This window comes from uncultured Amaricoccus sp. (assembly GCF_937858865.1).
GTDB lineage: Bacteria > Pseudomonadota > Alphaproteobacteria > Rhodobacterales > Rhodobacteraceae > Amaricoccus.
Window position 1 is genome coordinate 1 of the sequence record NZ_CALLYO010000128.1, and the last position, 2,403, is coordinate 2,403.

3 protein-coding genes are annotated in these 2,403 nt (G+C 72.3%); 1 reads left to right on the forward strand and 2 read right to left on the reverse strand.

Features of this window, described 5'->3' with window-relative positions; all coding sequences use genetic code 11:
• Window positions 1–75: 75 nt before the first annotated feature.
• Window positions 76–537 (reverse strand): NfeD family protein, encoded by a 462-nt coding sequence (locus tag Q0112_RS03565; RefSeq protein ID WP_297971494.1) that lies wholly within the window; start codon window positions 535–537, stop codon window positions 76–78.
• A complete protein-coding gene (locus Q0112_RS03570; protein WP_297971497.1) occupies window positions 534–1,451 on the reverse strand; it encodes an SPFH domain-containing protein in 918 nt (305 codons plus the stop codon). The genes Q0112_RS03565 and Q0112_RS03570 overlap by 4 nt, the downstream gene beginning before the upstream one ends.
• A 167-nt stretch (window positions 1,452–1,618) precedes the next feature.
• Between Q0112_RS03570 and Q0112_RS03575 the strand changes: the two genes are divergently transcribed.
• Window positions 1,619–2,323 (forward strand): GntR family transcriptional regulator, encoded by a 705-nt coding sequence (locus Q0112_RS03575; protein ID WP_297971500.1) that lies wholly within the window; start codon window positions 1,619–1,621, stop codon window positions 2,321–2,323.
• Window positions 2,324–2,403 lie beyond the last annotated feature (80 nt).

Consider the following 2,403-nt stretch of genomic DNA (forward strand, 5'->3'; position numbering starts at 1 on the left):
GGGCGGGGCGGGCGCTGCCCGAGGCAGGGCCTCGGGCGGGACGGATGGGGAGGGCCCGACCCTTCCTTCGCCGTGTCAGCCCACCGGCCGGATGATGACGACGATGCCGTCCGCCGCCGTCACCCGCACCACGTCGCCGGGGGCCGGCGGCACCGCGCCCTCGGCGAGCCGGGCCGGCCAGGGCACGCCGTCGACCGTCACCTGCCCCTCGGTGCGCGAGAAGGCGGCGACCACCGCCTCGCGCCCGACGAGCTGCTGCGCCCGGCGGTTCAGCCCCGCCGCCTCGTCGCCGCCCGGCTGGCCGTAGCGGGCGACGAGCGCCCGCCCGACGAAGAAGAAGACGATGGAGAGCGCGGCGAAGATGCCGACCTGCTCGTAGCCGCCGAGCCCCGGCGCGATCCAGAGCAGGCAGGCGGTGACCAGCGCGGCGGCGGCGGCCCAGACGAGGACGGTGGTGATCGTCACCATCTCGGCGGCCGCGAGCAGGATCGCCAGCGCCACCCACCACCAGGGCGAGATGCCGTCGAGCAAGGTCATTTCCCCTCGCGCGCCGCCCGGGCGAGATCGGCGATGCCGGCGACCGAGCCGATCAGGCTCGCCGCCTCGAGCGGCATCATGATCGTCTTGGCGTTCGGGCTCGCCGCCAGCTCGCGCAGCGCCTCGGTATACTTCTGCGCCACGAAGTAGTTGACCGCCTGCACGTCGCCCTTGGCGATCGCCTCGGAGACCATGGTGGTCGCCCGCGCCTCCGCCTCGGCCGAGCGCTCGCGCGCCTCGGCGTCGAGGAAGGCGGCCTGCCGGCGGCCCTCGGCCTCGCGGATCTGCGCCTCGCGCTCGCCCTCGGCCTTGAGGATCGCCGACTGTTTCAGCCCCTCGGCGGTCAGGATCTCGGCCCGCTTCAGCCGCTCGGCCTTCATCTGCCGCGCCATCGCCTCGGAGATGTCGGGCGGCGGGGCGAGGTCGCGGATCTCGACCCGCGTCACCTTCACCCCCCAGGGCGAGGAGGCATGGTCGATCACCGAGAGCAGCCGGGTGTTGATCGCGTCGCGGTTGGAGAGCGCCTCGTCGAGGTCCATCGAGCCGAGCACGGCGCGGATGTTGGTCTGGCTGATGTTCTTCAGCGCGTTCTCGAGGTTCTTCACCTCGTAGGCGGCCCTGGAGGCGTCGACCACCTGGTAGAAGGCGACGGCGTCGGCGACCACCATCGCGTTGTCGCGGGTGATGACCTCCTGCTCCTCGATGTCGAGGACGGTCTCCATCATGTTGATCCTGCGGCCGACCCGGTCCATCAGCGGCACGAGGAACCTCAGCCCCGGCTCGAGCGTGCGGGTGTAGCGGCCGAAGCGCTCCACGGTCCAGTTCTCGCCCTGGGGGACGGACTTCACCATGGTGAAGATCAGGATGATCGCGAAGATCAGGATCGCGATGGCGGGCGCGCCGAAAGCCGTCATGCTCGTCTCTCCTCACGTCGCAGGCCCGCGCCTGCCGGTCCCCCGAGCCATGCTTTCGCGCGGATCGTGCTGGAGCACAAGCGGGTTGGCAGGCGCGCCTCGCGCCCGCCCGCGGTTGATCGGGGCGCGCAGGCCGCGTATGCAGGCCGTCGACAACGGGATGGCCGATGAACGGGAACGAAGCCCCAGCCACTGCGGAGCGCAAGCGCGGCTCCGGCGCGCGGATGGTCTACGACCTCCTGCGCGACGAGATCCTCGACCTGGTGCTGCCGCCGGGAAGCCCGGTCGACGAGATGCAGCTCGCCGAGCGGTTCGGCCTCTCCCGCACGCCGGTGCGCGAGGCGCTGGTGCGCCTCGCCGGCGAGGGGCTGATCGAGACGCTGCCCAACCGCTCGACGATGGTCTCGAACATCGACTTCCTCAACTTGCAGCCGCTCTTCGACGCGCTGGTGCTGATGTACCGCGTCACCACCCGGCTCGCGGCGCGCCATCACCGGCCGGAGGATCTGCAGGCGATCCGCGCCCACCAGGCCGACTTCGCGCGCGCCGTGGCGGCGCAGGACGCGCTGGCGATGATCTCGACCAACGCCGCCTTCCATGCTGCCATCGCCGAGGCCGGGCGCAACCCCTGGTTCGCGACCCTCTTCGGGCGGCTCCTCGACGAAAGCCGCCGGCTGCTCCGGCTCTACTACCGCTCCTACGACGACCGCCTGCCGCAGGCCTTCGTCGACGAGCACGAGGCGATGATCGCCGCGATCGCCGCCCGCGACGAGGAGGCCGCCGACCGGCTCGCGCGCGCCCACGCCGAGCAGATCGTCGCCCAGATCGAGCGGCTCCTGACCCGCGGCGACCGCCTCGACATCGCGCTCTGAGCCCCGCACCCTGTCCGCACGCCGCTCCAGGACGAAGAGGGCAGCGCCCGACCCGGCGGGCGAGAAGCGCCCGCCTGGGG

Bases quoted from the DNA above. Each gene is read 5' to 3' on its own strand.
- Q0112_RS03575 (WP_297971500.1), top strand. From the start codon at position 1,619: ATGAACGGGAACGAAGCCCCAGCCACTGCGGAGCGCAAGCGCGGCTCC.
- Q0112_RS03570 (WP_297971497.1), bottom strand. From the start codon at position 1,451: ATGACGGCTTTCGGCGCGCCCGCCATCGCGATCCTGATCTTCGCGATC.
- Q0112_RS03565 (WP_297971494.1), bottom strand. From the start codon at position 537: ATGACCTTGCTCGACGGCATCTCGCCCTGGTGGTGGGTGGCGCTGGCG.